The organism is Ramlibacter sp. MAHUQ-53 (genome assembly GCF_052600055.1).
The window spans coordinates 185426-201251 of record NZ_JBQWTS010000007.1 but is presented as its reverse complement, the minus strand read 5'-3'; the positions used below and the strand labels follow the sequence as shown (position 1 = coordinate 201251).

The 15826-nt window shown below is 70.8% G+C and carries 15 protein-coding genes; 4 read left to right on the top strand and 11 right to left on the bottom strand.

Annotated elements, in window-relative coordinates; translation table 11 throughout:
- The 10 genes from ACT80S_RS12615 to rpsB all read right to left on the bottom strand — a co-directional run bounded on the left by ACT80S_RS12615 (position 1) and on the right by rpsB (position 10241).
- Entirely contained in the window at positions 1-510 is a 510-nt protein-coding gene (locus tag ACT80S_RS12615; RefSeq protein WP_377416240.1) for an OmpH family outer membrane protein, read from the bottom strand.
- Positions 510-2804 (bottom strand): outer membrane protein assembly factor BamA, encoded by a 2295-nt coding sequence (bamA, locus tag ACT80S_RS12610; RefSeq protein ID WP_377416238.1) that lies wholly within the window; start codon positions 2802-2804, stop codon positions 510-512. The genes ACT80S_RS12615 and bamA overlap by 1 nt, the downstream gene beginning before the upstream one ends.
- 45 nt (positions 2805-2849) lie before the next feature.
- A complete protein-coding gene (rseP, locus tag ACT80S_RS12605) occupies positions 2850-4217 on the bottom strand; it encodes an RIP metalloprotease RseP (RefSeq protein WP_377416236.1) in 1368 nt (455 codons plus the stop codon).
- A 37-nt stretch (positions 4218-4254) separates the two neighbouring features.
- On the bottom strand, positions 4255-5448 hold the full coding sequence (ispC, locus tag ACT80S_RS12600) for a 1-deoxy-D-xylulose-5-phosphate reductoisomerase (RefSeq protein WP_377416234.1): 1194 nt from the start codon (positions 5446-5448) through the stop codon (positions 4255-4257).
- Positions 5449-5455: 7 nt separating this feature from the next.
- Positions 5456-6301: a phosphatidate cytidylyltransferase gene (locus tag ACT80S_RS12595; RefSeq protein ID WP_377416232.1), complete on the bottom strand. Its 846-nt coding sequence runs from the start codon at positions 6299-6301 to the stop codon at positions 5456-5458.
- A 37-nt stretch (positions 6302-6338) separates the two neighbouring features.
- Positions 6339-7067 (bottom strand): polyprenyl diphosphate synthase, encoded by a 729-nt coding sequence (gene uppS / locus ACT80S_RS12590; RefSeq protein ID WP_377416230.1) that lies wholly within the window; start codon positions 7065-7067, stop codon positions 6339-6341.
- 21 nt (positions 7068-7088) lie between these two features.
- Complete coding sequence (frr, locus tag ACT80S_RS12585; RefSeq protein WP_377416228.1) at positions 7089-7652, bottom strand: ribosome recycling factor; 564 nt, start codon at positions 7650-7652, stop codon at positions 7089-7091.
- A gap of 44 nt (positions 7653-7696) precedes the next feature.
- Entirely contained in the window at positions 7697-8416 is a 720-nt protein-coding gene (gene pyrH, locus ACT80S_RS12580; protein WP_377416226.1) for a UMP kinase, read from the bottom strand.
- Between the two features lie 88 nt (positions 8417-8504).
- On the bottom strand, positions 8505-9398 hold the full coding sequence (gene tsf / locus ACT80S_RS12575; RefSeq protein WP_377416224.1) for a translation elongation factor Ts: 894 nt from the start codon (positions 9396-9398) through the stop codon (positions 8505-8507).
- A 96-nt stretch (positions 9399-9494) separates the two neighbouring features.
- A complete protein-coding gene (rpsB, locus tag ACT80S_RS12570; protein ID WP_377416222.1) occupies positions 9495-10241 on the bottom strand; it encodes a 30S ribosomal protein S2 in 747 nt (248 codons plus the stop codon).
- Positions 10242-10415: 174 nt separating this feature from the next.
- Between rpsB and ACT80S_RS12565 the strand changes: the two genes are divergently transcribed.
- From ACT80S_RS12565 to ACT80S_RS12550, 4 genes are all read left to right on the top strand, one after another.
- Positions 10416-11777 (top strand): amidase, encoded by a 1362-nt coding sequence (locus ACT80S_RS12565; RefSeq protein ID WP_377416220.1) that lies wholly within the window; start codon positions 10416-10418, stop codon positions 11775-11777.
- Positions 11774-13045: a D-amino acid dehydrogenase gene (locus tag ACT80S_RS12560; RefSeq protein ID WP_377416218.1), complete on the top strand. Its 1272-nt coding sequence runs from the start codon at positions 11774-11776 to the stop codon at positions 13043-13045. The genes ACT80S_RS12565 and ACT80S_RS12560 overlap by 4 nt, the downstream gene beginning before the upstream one ends.
- A 41-nt stretch (positions 13046-13086) precedes the next feature.
- The gene (locus ACT80S_RS12555) at positions 13087-14517 is read left to right on the top strand and encodes an NAD(P)H-hydrate dehydratase (protein ID WP_377416216.1); all 1431 of its coding nucleotides are present in this window, start codon (positions 13087-13089) and stop codon (positions 14515-14517) included.
- A gap of 99 nt (positions 14518-14616) precedes the next feature.
- Entirely contained in the window at positions 14617-15045 is a 429-nt protein-coding gene (locus tag ACT80S_RS12550) for an Hsp20/alpha crystallin family protein (protein ID WP_377416214.1), read from the top strand.
- On the opposite strand, the gene ACT80S_RS12545 is transcribed toward ACT80S_RS12550, so the two are convergent.
- Entirely contained in the window at positions 15046-15807 is a 762-nt protein-coding gene (locus ACT80S_RS12545; protein ID WP_377416212.1) for an SDR family oxidoreductase, read from the bottom strand. It lies immediately after the preceding gene.
- Between the last annotated feature and the right edge of the window lie 19 nt (positions 15808-15826).

Below are 15826 nucleotides of genomic sequence, written 5' to 3'. Positions count from 1 at the left end.
TCACTTGCTCGCGTTGAGGGCCTTGATCACCTTCTCGGTGATGTCGTGCTTGGGGTTGATGTAGACCGCCTCCTGCAGGATCAGGTCGTACTTCTCGGCCTCGGCGACCTGCTTGACCACGCGGTTGGCGCGCTCGAGGACCTGCTGCAACTCCTCGTTCTTGCGGGCGTTGAGGTCTTCCTGGAATTCGCGGCGCTTGCGCTGGAACTCGCGGTCCTGCTCGACGAGCTGGCGCTGGCGGGCCACGCGCTGGCTCTCGGACAGCGTGGGACCCTCGCGCTCGAACTTGTCGGAAGCGGTCTTGAGGGTGGTGCCCAGGTCGTTGATTTCCTTCTCGCGGCGGGAGAACTCCTGCTCCAGCTTGGTCTGGGCCGCCTTGGCGGTGTTGGCCTCGCGGAAGATGCGGTCGGTGTTGACGAAGCCGACACGGAACTCCTGCGCGAGGGCCGGGGCGGCCAGGATCACGGTACCCAGGATGCCGGCGGCTGCTTGGCGAATCAGTTTCTTCATTAGAAGGCGGTTCCGATCTGGAATTGGACTTTCTGGATTTTATCGCCCGGGAACTTGCGCACCGCGTTCGCGACGGCGAAACGCAGCGGGCCGACCGGCGAGATCCAGGACACGCCCAGGCCCACCGAGGCGCGCAGGTCGTTCAGGGTGAACTTCTGCTCCTCGCCGAACGCGTTGCCGACGTCGACGAAGCCATACAGGCGCAGGGTTCGGTCGTTGCCGGCGCCCGGGAACGGCGTGATGACCTCGGTGTTCAGCGTCAGGCGCTTGGGGCCGCCGATGGAGGCGCCGGTGACGTCGCGCGGGCCGAGCGTGCCTTGCTGGAAGCCGCGCACCGAGCCCAGGCCGCCGGAGTAGAAGTGCTTGAAGACCGGGAAGGGACGGCCGCTCAGGCCCTGCCCCCAGCCCAGCTCGCCGTTGAAGGCCAGCGTGTACTGCTTGTTGATCGGGAAGTACTGCTGCAGCTGGTAGTTGCCGCGCAGGTAGCGGGCATCGCCGGCGACGCCGGCCTCGCCGCTGACGCGCTGCAGCCGGCCGGTGGTGGGCGCCAGGGCGCTGTCCCGGTTGTCGCGCGACCAGCCCAGGGTCAGCGGCAGGGTGCGGCTGGTGTAGCCGAACTCCTCGGCGTAGGCCAGGTAGGCAGCCGGGATGGCGGTGCCGGGACGGATCTGGGTCTGCTCGACGCCAGCGCCGAAGAACACCGTGTCCAGTTCGCTGAACGGCACGCCAAAGCGCGCGCTCGCGCCGGTGGTGGCCAGGGAGTAGTTGCCGCCCTGGTTGTTGTAGGGCCGGCTGTTGCGGTGGTAGGCATCCAGCGTGCGCGAGATGCCGTCAGGGGTGAAGTACGGGTCGAAGGTGCTGACCGCCAGCACGCGGTTGTACTTGCTGGTGTTCAGCTCGGCGCTGAGGTACTTGCCCGAGCCGAAGGCGTTCTCCTGGCGCACGCCGAAGCCCAGGGCCAGGCGCTCGGCGCTGGAGAAGCCGGCGGACAGCTGCACGCTGCCGGTGGGCTTCTCGATGACGTTGACGACCAGGTCCACCTGGTCGGGCGCGCCCGGCACCTCGGCGGTCTCGACGTTGACCTCCTTGAAGAAGCCCAGGCGGTCGACGCGGTCACGCGAGCGCTTGATGCGGTCGCCGTCGTACCAGCTGGACTCCAGCTGGCGGAACTCGCGGCGGATCACCTCGTCGCGGGTGCGCGTGTTGCCGCCGATGTTGACGCGGCGCACGTAGGCCCGGCGCGACGGGTCGGCCGCCAGCACCAGGGTCACGCGGTTGGTGGCGCGGTCCACCTCGGGGCGGGCCTCGACCTGGGCGAAGGCGTAGCCGAAGTTGCCGAAGAACTCGGTGAAGGCCTTGGTGGTCTCGGTCACGCGGTCGGCGTTGTACGGCTCGCCCACCGGGATCGTGATCAGGGACTTGAACTCCTCGTCACGGCCCAGGAAGTTGCCCTCCAGGCGCACGCCGCTGACGACGAAGCGGTCACCCTCGGTGACGTTCACGGTGATCGTGATCTCCTGCTTGTTCGGCGAGATCGCGACCTGGGTGCCGTCGATGCGGAACTCCATGAAGCCGCGCTGCAGGTAGTACGAGCGCAGGGTCTCCAGGTCGGCGTTGAGCTTGACGCGGGAGTAACGGTCGGACTTGGTGTACCAGGACAGGTAGCCGCCGGTGTCCAGGTCGAACAGGTCCTTGAGGGTGCTCTCGCGGAACGCCTTCGCGCCCACGATGCGGATGTCCTTGATCTTGGCGGTCTCGCCCTCGTTGACGGTGAAGCTCACGTTCACCCGGTTGCGCTCGACCGGTGTGACGGTGGTCACCACCTCCGCACCGTACAGGCTGCGGTTGATGTACTGGCGCTTGAGCTCCTGCTCGGCGCGGTCGGCCAGGGCCTGGTCGAAGGGGCGGCCGTCGGCCAGGCCGATGTCGCGCAGCGCCTTGCGCAGGGTGTCCTTGTCGAACTCGCGGGTGCCGATGAAGTCGACCGCGGCAATGGTGGGACGCTCCTCGACGATCACCACGAGCACGTCGCCCTGCACCTCGAGGCGCACGTCCTTGAACAGGCCGAGGGCGAACAGCGCGCGGATAGCGGCGGTGCCCTTGTCGTCGTCGTAGCGCTCGCCCACGCGCACGGGGATGGAGGCGAAGACGGTGCCGGGCTCGACACGCTGCAGGCCCTCGACGCGGATGTCGCGCACGTTGAACGGTTCGACCGCCCAGGCCTGGGCCGCGAAGGCCATCGCGATCACGCTCGCCACGGTACGCGCGCGAGCGCGCTGGAATTGTTTCTTCATGGATTCAGGAAGGGCCCGCGCCGCGTGCGGACGAGACGGCTAATTTCAACCAAAGAGGCGGGTCACGTCGTTGAACAGCGCGATGGACATCATGACCAGGAGGACCACCATGCCTCCGCGCTGCAGGCGTTCCATCCAGGCGTCCGAGACGCCCCTGCCCGTCACCGCCTCCCAAAGATAATACATCAGGTGCCCCCCATCGAGGACCGGCAGCGGCAGCAGGTTCAGCACCCCCAGGCTCACGCTGATGAGCGCGATGAACACCAGGTACTGCGTGAGCCCCAGGCTGGCCGACTTGCCCGCGTAGTCGGCGATCGTCAGCGGCCCGCTCAGGTTCTTCAGCGAGGCCTCGCCCACCAGCATGCGGCCCATCATGCGCAGCGTGAGCCCGGAAACTTCCCAGGTGCGCACGACACCGCTGGCCAGCGCGTCGAGCGGGCCCTCGCGAACCTCCACCATCTCGGGCGGCGAGCCGACATAGGCGCCGATCCGGCCGATGGCGACGCCCTTGTCGCGGACGATGTCAGGCGTGACGGCGAGCGTGACCTCTCGGCCGTCGCGCTGCACGCGCCAGTCGACGGTCTGGCCTTCGCCCTCGCGCACCTGGCTGCGGATCCACTCGCGCAGCTGCTGGCCGTCGACGATGGGATGGGCGCCGACGGCGAGCACCAGGTCACCCTTGCGCAGCCCGGAGCGCTCGGCGGCGCTGCCGGACACCACGTCCCCCATCACCGGCCGGGTGAGCGGGCCCAGCAGGCCGATGGTGCGCGCCAGGCGCGCGTCGGCCTCCTTGGCGTCGACGATGGACAGGCGCAGGCGCAGCTCGCGCGAGCCGCTGCCCTCGGCCACCTGCAGGCGCAGGTCGCGCCCGTCCAGCGCACCCTGCGTGAGCAGCCAGCGCAGCTGGTCGAAGGACTCGACCGGCTCCATCTCCTCGTCCTCGAAGGCCGCGGCCTGGACGCGTTCGCCGCCGCGCAGGCCGGCGCGCTCGGCGACCGAGCCGGCGACCGGGCTGGCCAGGACCGGGCTCGGCTCCTGCACGCCCCACCAGGCGACGAAGGCGTAGATCAGGACGGCCAGGCCGAGGTTGGCCAGCGGGCCGGCGGCGACGATGGCGGCCCGCGCCTTCAGCGAGGCGGCGTTGAACGAGCGATGGCGCTCCTCGGGCGCGACAGGGCCCTCGCGCTCGTCGAGCATCTTGACGTAGCCGCCCAGGGGGAAGGCGCTGATGACGAATTCGGTGTCCTGCCCCGGGTGCTGGCGGCGCGGCTTCCAGCGCACCAGCACATGGCCGAAGCCGACGGAGTAGCGCAGCACCCGGACGCCGCAGGCGACGGCCATGCGGTAGTGCCCGTACTCATGGACAGCGATCAGCAGGCCCAGGGCGACGATGAAGGCGATGACGGTGAGCATGGCAGCGGCGTAGGTTCAGCGCGGGCCCGGTGCCGGGTCAATGGGACAGCCGGCCGATGGCGGCCTGCGCCGCCTGGCGCGTCCGGGCATCGAGCGCGAGGAGGTCGTCCAGGCCCTGCGGCGGCGACGGCGGCACCGCCTCGAGCGTGGCGAGGTTCAGGGCGTGGATCTGGTCGAAGCGGATGCGGCGCGCGAGGAAGGCGTCGACCGCCACCTCGTTGGCGGCATTGAGCACCGCGGTCGTGCCGGGAGCAGCCTCCAGGCTGTCCCAGGCCAGTTGCAGGCCGGGGAAGCGCTCGCGGTGGCCGCGGCTGTCCAGGGACTCGAACTGCATGTCGGCCAGCCTGGAAAAGTCCAGGCGCGCGGCGCCGGACTCGATGCGCTGGGGGAAGGACAGGCCGTAGGCGATGGGCACGCGCATGTCCGGCGTGCCCAGCTGCGCGACGACCGAGGCGTCGCGGTACTGCACCATCGAGTGGATCACGCTCTGCGGGTGGATCACCACCTCCAGGCGCGCGGGCGGCAGGCCGAACAGCCAGCGCGCCTCGATCACCTCCAGCGCCTTGTTCATCATGGTGGCGGAGTCCACCGAGATCTTGCGGCCCATCACCCAGTTGGGGTGGGCGCAGGCCTGCTCGGGGGTGACCTCGCGCAGGCGCGCCGGCTCCCAGGTGCGGAACGGCCCGCCCGAGGCGGTGAGGATGATCTTCTCGACCCGCGCGTCCCAGCTGGCCGGGTCCTCGGGCAGCGACTGGAAGATCGCCGAGTGCTCGCTGTCGATCGGCAGCAGCGTGGCCCCGCCCTGCTTCACGGCCGCGAGGAAAACCTCGCCACCGACCACCAGGGCCTCCTTGTTGGCCAGCAGCAGGCGCTTGCCGGCGCGGGCCGCCGCCAGGCAGGGCGCGAGGCCGGCGGCGCCGACGATGGCGGCCATCACCGCGTCGACCTCCTCGTGGCCCGCGATGCGCTCGAGCGCGTCGGCGCCGGCCAGCACGCGCGTGGGCAGGCCCTCGGCCTCCAGGCGGGCAGCCAGCTCGCGGCCGGCGGCGGCGTCGGCCATCACCGCGAAGCGCGGGCGGAACTGCGCGCACTGGCGCAGCATCAGGTCGACCTGGCGCGCGGCGCTGAGGGCGAAGACCTCGAAGCGGTCAAGGTGGCGGGCGATGACGTCCAGGGTGTTCGTGCCGATGGAGCCGGTCGAGCCCAGGACGGTGATGCGTTGCTTGTTCATCGAAGGATCAGAGTGTCGCCAGCATCATCGCCAGCGGCAGCGTCGGCAAGAGGGCATCCACCCGGTCCAGCACGCCGCCGTGGCCCGGCAGCAGGAAGCTGGAGTCCTTGGCGCCCACGGCGCGCTTGACGAGGGATTCGACCAGGTCGCCCACCACGCTCATGGCGGCCATGAAGACGGCGGCGATCACCAGGACCCAGGCGCCGCGCTCGGCCAGGCGGGTGTAGAGGCTGGCCACCGGGGCCTGCCACGCGGCGTCGGCCCAGGTCCAGGCGGCGGCGAGCAGCAGCACGCCGGCCATGCCGCCCCACACGCCTTCCCAGCTCTTGCCGGGGCTGATGGCGGGGGCCAGCTTGTTCCTCGTGAACCTCAGGCCGAAGGCGCGGCCGGCGAAGTACGCGGCGATGTCGGCCACCCAGACCAGCACGAAGACCGACAGCAGGAAGTTGATGCCGATGGCCCGGGCCTGGGCCACGGCCAGCCACGCCAGCCACAGCGCCAGGATGCCGCCCGGCACGCGCAGCGCCAGCGGGATGTGCGGCCAGCCGGCCACACCCCGTCGCAGCATCAGCGCGCCCCCCAGCACCCAGGCTGCGCCGGCGGTGGCCCACAGGCCCGGCAGCGGGCGCGCCACCAGGCCGGCGGACCAGGAGGCGGCGCACAGGGCCAGGCAGGCCGCGGCGCAGGCCAGCGAGGCGGGTTGCGAGAGCTGGTTCAGGCGGCCCCACTCCCAGGCGCCGGCGGCGAGCAGGACGAGCACCACCGCCGCGAACGGCAGCGGCGTGGGCCAGAACAGGGCCGGCAGGAGGATGGCCAGCAGGATGACGGCCGTGATGACGCGCTGTTTCAGCATGGATCGCTGGCCGTGTCGGGTGGTGGGAGGAAGGCGCCTAGGCCGCCTTGCGGCCGGCGGGCGTGCGCGGGGGGCGCACCTGGTCCGAGGTCTTGCCGAAGCGGCGCTCACGGCCGGCGAAGTCGGCGATGGCGGCGTCGAGTTCGGCGGCGCCGAACTCGGGCCAGAGCTTGTCGGAGAAATGGAACTCGGCGTAGGCCGACTGCCAGAGCAGGAAGTTGCTGATGCGGTACTCGCCGCCGGTGCGGATCACCAGGTCCGGGTCGGGCACGTGCGACAGCGCCATGGCCGCCGACATGCTCTCCTCGGTGACCTCCTGGCCCGCCTGCGCCAGCTTGCGGGCGGCCTGCACGATGTCCCAGCGGCCGCCGTAGTTGAAGCAGATGTTGAACACCAGGCGGTCGTTGCCTGCGGTGGCGGCCTCGGCCTGGGCCAGGCCGGCCTGCACCTTGGGCGAGAGGCCGGCGCGGTCGCCGATGAAGTGGATGCGGACCCCCTCCGTCTTCAGGGCCGGCACCTCGCGCGAGAGCGCCAGGGCCAGCAGTTCCATCAGGCCCGAGACCTCGTCGGCCGGACGGTTCCAGTTCTCGGAGGAGAAGGCGAAGACGGTGAGGACCTTGACGCCGCGGTCACCGCAGTGGCGCACGCAGGCGCGCAGGGCGTCCACGCCCACCTTGTGGCCGGCCACGCGCGGCAGGAAGCGCCGGGTGGCCCATCGGCCGTTGCCATCCATAACGATGGCGATGTGGTGCGGGACCTGGGTCACGAAGACCTTAGACCTGGGGCCTCAGACGGCCAGGATGTCCTGCTCTTTGGCCGCCACCAGCACGTCGATCTCGGCGATGTGCTTGTCGGTGACCTTCTGGATGTCGGCCTCGGAACGCTTCTGGTCGTCTTCGGACGCCAGCTTGTCCTTGACCAGCTTCTTCACGTGCTCATTGGCATCGCGGCGCAGGTTGCGGATGGCGACCTTCGCGCCCTCGCCCTCGGTGCGCACCAGCTTGGTCATCTCCTTGCGGCGCTCCTCGCTCATGGGGGGCATGGGCACGCGGATCAGGTCGCCCATGGAGGCGGGGTTCAAGCCCAGGTCGCTCTCGCGGATGGCCTTCTCGATCTTGGGGCCCATGCCCTTTTCCCAGGGCTGCACGCTGATCGTGCGGGCGTCCAGCAGCGAGACGTTGGCCACCTGGCTGATCGGCATCATCGAGCCGTAGTAATCGACCTGCACGGTGTCCAGCAGCGCGGGATTGGCGCGGCCCGTGCGGATCTTGGTCAGGTTGTTCTTGAAGGCCTCGATGCTCTGGTGCATCTTGGTCTCGGCGGTCTTCTTGATCTCGGCAATCGTGCTCATGTCGGTTCTCGCAGGTCGATCAAACAGGGCGTCAATACGTGGCGTCAGACGTGGACCAGGGTGCCCTCGTCCTCGCCCATCACGACGCGCTTGAGCGCGCCGTTCTTGAAGATGGAGAACACCTTGATCGGCAGCTTCTGGTCGCGGCACAGCGCGAAGGCGGTGGCGTCCATGATCCCCAGGTTGCGGCTCATGGCCTCGTCGAAGCTGATCGTCGAGTAGCGCGTGGCCGAGGGGTCCTTCTTGGGGTCGGCGGAGTAGACGCCATCCACCTTGGTCGCCTTGAGCACCAGCTCGGCGCCCACCTCGGCGCCGCGCAGGGCGGCGGCGGTGTCGGTGGTGAAGAAGGGGTTGCCGGTGCCGGCCGCGAAGACCACCACCTTGCCCTCCTCGAGGTACTGCAGTGCCTTGGGACGCACATAGGGCTCGACCACCTGGTCGATGGCGATGGCGGACATGACGCGGGCGGTGAGGCCCTGCTTGTCCATCGCGTCGGCCAGGGCCAGGGAGTTCATCACCGTGGCCAGCATGCCCATGTAGTCGGCGGTGGCGCGGTCCATGCCCACGGAGCCGCCGGCCACGCCGCGGAAGATGTTGCCGCCGCCGATGACGACGGCCACCTGCACGCCCATGTTCACCACCTCGGCGACCTCTTCGACCATGCGCACGATGGTGGCGCGGTTGATGCCGAAGGCATCATCCCCCATCAGCGCCTCCCCGGACAGCTTCAGCAGGATGCGCTTGTGGGCGGGCTGTGCGGACATGGGAAGGGGCTCCTGGGAAAGACGGGTTGAGTGTAGCGATTGGGCGTGGAGGAAGTGGCGGGTGGCCGGCCGGCCACCCGGGCGGTCATCAGGCGCCGGCCTTGGCGGCGGCGACCTGGGCGGCGACTTCTGCGGCGAAGTCGTCGACCTTCTTCTCGATACCTTCGCCCACCACGTACAGGGTGAAGCCCTTCACGTTGGTGGAGGCGGCCTTGAGCATCTGCTCGACGGTCTGCTTGTCGTTCTTCACGAAGGGCTGATTGAACAGCGAGACTTCCTTCAGGTACTTCTGCACCGAGCCTTCGATCATCTTGGCGGCGATGTCGGCCGGCTTGCCGGACTCGGCAGCCTTGGCGGTGGCGACCGAACGCTCCTTCTCGATCAGCTCGGCGGGCACGTCGGCGCTGGTCAGGGCCACGGGCTTCATGGCGGCCACGTGCATGGCGACGTCCTTGGCGGCGACTTCGTCACCATCGAACTCGACGACCACGCCGATGCGGGTGCCGTGCAGGTAAGCGGCCAGCTTGGCGCCGCCTTCGAAGCGCTTGAAGCGGCGGAAGGACATGTTCTCGCCAATCTTGCCGATCAGGCCCTTGCGCACGTCTTCCAGGGTGGGGCCGAAGCCGTCCTGCGAGTAGGCCAGGGCGCCCAGGGCTTCGACGTTGGCGGGGTTGTGCTTGGCGATCAGTTCGGCAGCGGCCTTGGCCATGGCCAGGAAGCTGTCGTTCTTGGTGACGAAGTCGGTTTCGCAGTTGGTTTCCAGCAGCGCGCCGGTGGTGCCGTCGATGTAGGAGGACACCACGCCTTCGGCGGTCACGCGGGCAGCGGCCTTGCCAGCCTTGTTGCCCAGCTTGACGCGCAGGATCTCTTCGGCCTTGGCCATGTCGCCATCGGCCTCAGTCAGGGCCTTCTTGCACTCCATCATGGGGGCGTCGGTCTTGGCGCGCAGTTCGGCGACCATGCTTGCGGTGATTGCAGCCATTTCTTACCTCGTAACGTTCAAATCAGATCGGATCCGGTTGTAAAAAAGGGGCTCGCGAGCCCCTTTGTCTGCCGTGCGAATCGGCTCGTGGGGCGATCAGGCGCCTTCGGCCACTTCCACGAACTCGTCGCCGCCTTCGGCCACGGCCTTGACGACGTCATTGACGGCGTTGGCGCGGCCTTCCAGGATCGCGTCGGCGATGCCACGGGCGTACAGGGTGACGGCCTTGGAGGAGTCGTCGTTGCCGGGGATGACGTAGTCGATGCCCTCGGGGGAGTGGTTGGAGTCCACCACGCCGATCAGGGGGATGCCCAGCTTCTTGGCCTCGGCCACGGCGATCTTGTGGAAGCCCACGTCGATCACGAAGATGGCGTCGGGCAGGGTGTTCATGTCCTGGATGCCGCCGATGTCCTTCTCGAGCTTTTCCATCTCGCGGGCGAACATCAGCTGTTCCTTCTTGGACATGGACTCCAGGCCGGCTTCCTGCTGGGCCTTCATGTCCTTCAGGCGCTTGATCGAGGTCTTGACCGTCTTGAAGTTGGTCAGCATGCCGCCCAGCCAGCGCTGGTCGACGAAGGGAACGCCGGCGCGGCGGGCTTCGGCAGCCACCAGCTCACGGGCCTGGCGCTTGGTGCCCACCATCAGGATGGTGCCGCGGTTGGCGGACAGCTGCTTGGCGAACTTCATCGCCTCCTGGAACATCGGCAGCGACTTTTCCAGGTTGATGATGTGGATCTTGTTGCGGTGGCCGAAGATGAACGGAGCCATCTTGGGGTTCCAGAAGCGGGTCTGGTGACCGAAGTGGACACCGGCTTCCAGCATTTCACGCATCGTGACGGACATGGGGATTCCTTGAAGGTTGGGTCTAAAATCCGCCCCCGAAAACCGGCCCCGGATACGTCCGGATACAGCCAGCACCTTGATGGGAGGGATTCGCGATTTGCTCTGCGGGTCTGCGCCTGTCGCACCATGCGGCCGGCGTCCAGCAAAGCCCAAAGAGTTTAACACACCGCGCCCATGCAGACCCTGCCGCCCCGGCTCCCCGACCTGACCGCCACGCTGGAGGCCCTGCGCGCCGGGCGCACCACCGCCGCCGCCGAAACCGGGCGCGCGCTGGATGCCGCCGCCGCCCCGGCCTGCGCCCACGCATTCCTGGCCCTGTTCCCCGAGGCGGCCCGCCAGCAGGCGGCCGAGTCCTGGCGCGCCGCCGCGCCCCTGGGCGGCCTGCCGGTGTCGGTCAAGGACCTGTTCGACCTGGCCGGCCAGCCCACCCCGGCCGCCTCGCGGGTGCTGGCCGACGCGCCGCCCGCCCCCCGGGACGCCCGCGCCGTGACCCGGCTCACGGCCGCCGGCGGCGTGGTCCTGGGCCGCACGAACATGAGCGAGTTCGCCTTCTCCGGCGTCGGCACCAACCCGCACCACGGCACCCCCGCCAACCCGGCGGACCGCGAGGTCGCCCGCATCCCGGGCGGCTCGTCCAGCGGCGCGGCGGTTTCGGTGGCCACCGGCGCGGCCTTCATCGGCCTGGGCTCGGACACTGGCGGCTCCATCCGCATCCCGGCAGCCCTGTGCGGCCTGGTCGGCTTCAAGAACACGGCCCGCCTCACGCCGCTGGAGGGCGCCCTGCCCCTGTCCACCACGCTGGATACGGCCTGCGCGATCACCCGCTCGGTGCGCGACGCCGTCCTGGCCCACGAGGTGCTGGCCGCCCGCCGGGTCGTGCGCAGCGGCGCCCCGCTGTCGGCCTACCGCCTGGCGGTGCCGCAGACCCTGATGCTCGACGCCCTGGAGCCCGCCGTGGCCCGCGCCTTCGAGCGCGCCCTGGCCACGCTGCGCGATGCCGGCGCCCGCATCGAGGCCATCGCCCTGCCCGAACTGGGCGAGCTGGCCGGCATCAACGCCACCGGCGGTTTCTCCCCCGCCGAAAGCTACGCCTGGCACCGCCCGCTGCTGGCGCGCCATGCCGACGCCTACGACCCGCGGGTGCGCGCGCGCATCGAGCGCGGCGCCGGCATGAAGGCCCACGAGTACATCGACCTGGTGCGCGCCCGCGCCGACTGGCAGGCCTGCGTGGGCCGCGCGCTCGAGGGCTTCGACGCCCTGCTCTCGCCCACCGTGCCGATCACCGCCCCCGCCATCGCCGAGGTCGCGCCCGGCGCCGAGCGCGACGAGGCCTTCTTCCGCGTGAACGGCTTGCTGCTTCGCAACCCGAGCACGGTCAACTTCCTGGATGGCTGCGCGATCTCCCTGCCCTGCCAGGCGCCCGGCGAGCTGCCGGCGGGCCTGATGCTGTGGCACGGTGCCCTGCACGACGACACCCTGCTGAACGTGGCCCTGCAGGCCGAGGCCGCCCTGCGCGCGCAGGACGCCCGGGCATGAGGGTCGCGATCATCGGCGCCGGCATCGTCGGCGTCACCACGGCCTACGAGCTCGCGGCGGACGGCCACGAGGTCACCGTCTTCGAGCGCCACGCCTCCGTCGCCGAGGAGGCCAGCTTCGGTAATGCCGGCGTGGTCGCCCCGGGCTATGTCACGCCCTGGGCCGCGCCGGGTATGCCCCGCAAGGTGCTCGGGCAGATGTTCGGGGCGCATGCGGCGGTTCGGCTGTCGTGGCCGCTGTCCTGGCAGGAGATGGGCTGGATGCTGCGCTGGTGGCGCGCCTGCGACCCGGACACCTACCGCGCCAACCGCGCGCGCCTGCAGCGCCTGGCCTTCTACAGCCGCCAGCGCATGGACGAACTCACCGCGTGCCTGCACCTGCCGTACGACCGCAGCGCCGGCTACCTGGTGCTGCTGCGGTCCGAACGCGAGCAGGCGATGGTGCAGCCCGGGCTGGCGGTGCTGCGTGAAGCCGGCGTGCGCTTCGAGGAGATCGATGGCGCCGCGGCGCGCGCGGTCGAGCCCGCCCTCAACCCCGGGCAGGCCCTGGCCGCGGCCATCCACCTGCCCGACGACGGCGTGGGCAACTGCCGCCAGTTCGCGATGCAGCTGAAGAAGGAGGCCGAGGCCCTGGGCGCGCGCTTCGTCTTCCAGTCCAATGTCGCACCGCTGGCGCGCGCCGAGCCGACCACCCTGCAGGTCTCCACCGGCGGCGAGCCCTCGCAGGCGCAGGCCTTCGACGCGGTCGTGATGTGCGGCGGCGCCGGCTCGGCCGGCCTGCTGGCACGGGCCGGCCTGAAGCTGCCGCTGGCCCGCGTGTACGGCTACTCCATCACCGCCGCCGTCGCCGAGTCCCTCGACGCCCCGCGCAGCGGCCTGATGGACGAACGCTACAAGGTGGCGATCTCGCGCCTGGGCAACCGCCTGCGCGTGGCCGGCAGCGCCCAGCTCGGGGGCCGCGCCGATACGCACCACCCCGGCGCCCTGCGCACCCTCTACCAGGTGCTGCAGGACTGGTTTCCGCGCGGCGCCCAGCTCTCCGGCCCCGGCCTCGCGGTGCAGGCCTGGAAGGGCGCCCGCCCGATGCTGCCCGACGGCCCCCCTGTGGTCGGCGCCAGCGGACTGCCCGGGGTCTGGCTGAACCTGGGGCATGGCTCGAGCGGCTGGGCCCTGTCCTGCGGCAGCGCGCGCCTGCTGGCGGACCGCATCGCCGGCCGCGCCCCCGCGATCGACCCCGAGGGGCTGGACGTCTCCAGGCTTCGCGCCTGAGGCGGCGGCGGTGGTGGCGCCAGCGGCGCTACGATCCCGCCATGGACCGCATCACCCCGGGCCGGGCCTGGCCCCTGTTCGACATCGACGCCAGCCGCCGCCTCGAGGCGCAGGCGGCGGCCACCCTTCCCCCGCACACGCTGATGCAGCGCGCCGGCCTGGCCGTGGCGCGCCTGGCGCTGGCCCTGGCGCCGCATGCCCGCACCACCTGGGTCGCCTGCGGCCCCGGCAACAACGGCGGCGACGGCTTCGAGGCCGCGATGCACCTGCAGGCCTGGGGCCGTTCCCCCGTGGTCACCTGGCTCGGTGAGGAAGCCCGCCTGCCGGCCGACGCCGCAGCCTCGCTGGCCCGCGCCCGCGAAGCCGGCGTGACCTTCGCCGAGGCGCCGCCCGCGCACTGGGACCTCGCCATCGACGCCCTCTTCGGCCTGGGCGCCGGCCGCCCGCTCGAAGGCGCCGGCGCGCGCTGGCGCGCGGCGATGGCGGCCGGCGCCGCCCCGGTCCTCGCGGTCGACCTGCCCTCGGGCCTGGACGCCGACACCGGCCAGGGCGAGGCGGTCCGCGCCCACCACACGCTCTCGCTGCTCACGCTCAAGCCGGGCCTGTTCACCGCCCACGGGCGGGACCTGGCCGGGCAGGTGTGGTTCGACGACCTCGGCGTCGCGCCGTCGCTGCCACCGACCGCCCGCCTCTCCCCCGCCCCCAGGCCCGCCCCGCGCCCGCACGCCTCGCACAAGGGCAGCTGGGGCGACGTCGCCGTGGTCGGCGGCGCGCCCGGCATGACGGGCGCCGCCCTGCTGGCCGCGAGCGCCGCGCTGCATGCCGGGGCGGGCCGCGTCTTCGTCGGCCTGCTCGATGGCGGCCGCGTCGCGGTGGACACCTCGCAGCCCGAGCTGATGCTGCGCCCGGTCGACACGCTGGACTTCGCCGACCTGCACCTGGCCTGCGGCTGCGGCGGCGGCGATACCGTGCGCGGGCTGCTGCCCCGCGCGCTGGCGTCGGCCCGCTCGCTGGTGCTGGATGCCGACGCCCTCAACGCGATCGCCGCCGACCCGCACCTGCAGGCGCTGCTGCGCGCCCGTGGCGCGCGCCATGACCGGCCCACCGTGCTGACCCCGCACCCGCTGGAGGCGGCGCGCCTGCTGGGGCTGTCCGCCGCGCAGGTGCAGGCGGACCGTCTGGCGGCGGCGCGCGCGCTGGCGGACCGCTTCCATGCGGTCGCCCTCCTCAAGGGTTCGGGCACGGTGATCGCCGCCCCCGGCCGCACGCCCCAGGTGAACCCCACCGGCAACGCCCGCCTGGCCAGCGCCGGCACGGGGGACGTGCTCGCCGGCGTGCTGGCGGCGCGGCTGGCAGCGGGAGAGCCGGCCTTCGAGGCGGCCAGCGACGCGGCCTGGACGCACGGCGCGGCGGCGGATCACTGGCCGGAGGGCGAGGCGCTCACGGCCGGGGCGCTGGCGCGCCGGATTTGAGGCAGGTCAACGGGCCCGCGCCGGCCGCTTGAAAGCGCGAAATGCCGTCCCTATGGTGAAAGTAGTCAATTCGACCATCCCAACCCACAGGAGGCTTCCATGAGTTCGCTCACCACCCGCGGCAGCTTGTTCGACGACTTCTTCAAGGACATGGCACCCGGCTTCTTCGTGCGTCCGCTGCACGGCGACCCGCTGCCCGCGCCCTCGCAGGTCGCGATCGACGTGAAGGAAACCGAGCGGGCCTACGAGGTGAACGCCGTCATGCCCGGCGTCGACAAGAAGGACATCCACGTCAGCGTGGACGGCAACGTGGTCAGCATCAGCGCCGAGGTGCGCCAGGCCGACGAGCAGAAGCGCGACGAGAAGGTGCTGCGCAGCGAGCGCTACTTCGGCTCGGTGTCCCGCAGCTTCTCGCTGCCGCAGGCGGTGGACGAGGCCGGCGCGCAGGCCCGCTACGAGAACGGGATCCTCAAGCTGGTGCTGCCCAAGCAGGCAGCGCCCAGCGCGCGCCGCATCGAGGTGGCCTGATCAGCCCCGGCCCACGAAGGGCATCTTCGTGGCCATGACCGTGTGGAACAGGACGTTGGCGCTGGGCGGCAGGTTCGCCATGTAGAGGACGGACTCGCCGACCAGCCGCACGTCCATCAGCGGCTCGACCGCGATTTCTCCGTTGGCCTGGGGCACGCCCTGCGTCATGCGCTGGGCCAGCTCGGTGCCGGCGTTGCCCACGTCGATCTGGCCGACGGCGATGTCGTACTTGCGGCCATCGAGCGCGGCGGTCTTGGTCAGGCCCATCACCGCATGCTTGGTGGCGGTGTAGGCGATGGAGTTGGGCCGCGGCGCGTGCGCGGAGATCGAGCCGTTGTTGATGATGCGACCGCCCTGCGGGCTCTGCGCCTTCATCACCTTGAAGGCCTGCTGCAGGCAATAGAACATGCCGTTCAGGTTGGTGTCGACCACGCGCTTCCAGTGGTCGATGGAAAGGTCTTCGAGCAGCACGCCCGAGGAGCCGATGCCGGCGTTGTTGAACAGCATGTCCACCCGGCCCCACTGCTTGACGGTGGCGGCGAACAGGGCCTCGACGGAGGCCGGGTCGGTCACGTCGGTCGGTACGGCGATGGCCCGGTCGCCGGCGCCGCTCTCCTCGATGGCCTGGTGCAGGGGCTCGGGGCGGCGGCCGGCGATGGCCACGCGCCAGCCGTCGCCGAGCAGGGCCAGGGCAGCGGCCTTGCCGATGCCGGTGCCGCCGCCGGTGACGATCGCGATCCTGCCGTGGGAACTGGCTGTCATTTCTTCTTGTCTCCTGGGG